This is a genomic window from Pseudoalteromonas sp. ECSMB14103 (assembly GCF_000813065.1).
Lineage (GTDB): Bacteria > Pseudomonadota > Gammaproteobacteria > Enterobacterales > Alteromonadaceae > Pseudoalteromonas > Pseudoalteromonas marina.
The window spans coordinates 1-723 of record NZ_JWGY01000024.1 but is presented as its reverse complement, the minus strand read 5'-3'; the positions used below and the strand labels follow the sequence as shown (position 1 = coordinate 723).

The window sequence follows — 723 nt, the reverse complement described above, 5'->3', positions numbered from 1 at the left end:
CAGAGACTTTAAAAGTCTAGTGAGAACTCATCTCGAGGCCTGCTTCGCGCTTAGATGCTTTCAGCGCTTATCAGTTCCGAACGTAGCTACCGGGCAATGCCATTGGCATGACAACCCGAACACCAGCGGTTCGTTCACTCCGGTCCTCTCGTACTAGGAGCAACCCCTCTCAATTCTCAAACGCCCACGGCAGATAGGGACCGAACTGTCTCACGACGTTCTAAACCCAGCTCGCGTACCACTTTAAATGGCGAACAGCCATACCCTTGGGACCGACTTCAGCCCCAGGATGTGATGAGCCGACATCGAGGTGCCAAACACCGCCGTCGATATGAACTCTTGGGCGGTATCAGCCTGTTATCCCCGGAGTACCTTTTATCCGTTGAGCGATGGCCCTTCCATTCAGAACCACCGGATCACTATGACCTACTTTCGTACCTGCTCGACGTGTCTGTCTCGCAGTTAAGCTGGCTTCTACCATTACACTAACCGTACGATGTCCGACCGTACTTAGCCAACCTTCGTGCTCCTCCGTTACTCTTTGGGAGGAGACCGCCCCAGTCAAACTACCCACCAGGCACTGTCCGTAACCCCGATTCAGGGGCCAACGTTAGAACATCAAAACTACAAGGGTGGTATTTCAAGGACGACTCCACAAGAACTAGCGTTCCTGCTTCAAAGTCTCCCACCTATCCTACACATGTAGGTTCAATGTTCAGTGCC

The 723-nt window shown here is 52.7% G+C and carries 1 rRNA gene; it reads right to left on the bottom strand.

Annotated elements, in window-relative coordinates:
• Nucleotides 1-723: ribosomal RNA gene (locus tag RF53_RS19050) — 23S ribosomal RNA — on the bottom strand; the annotation flags it as partial.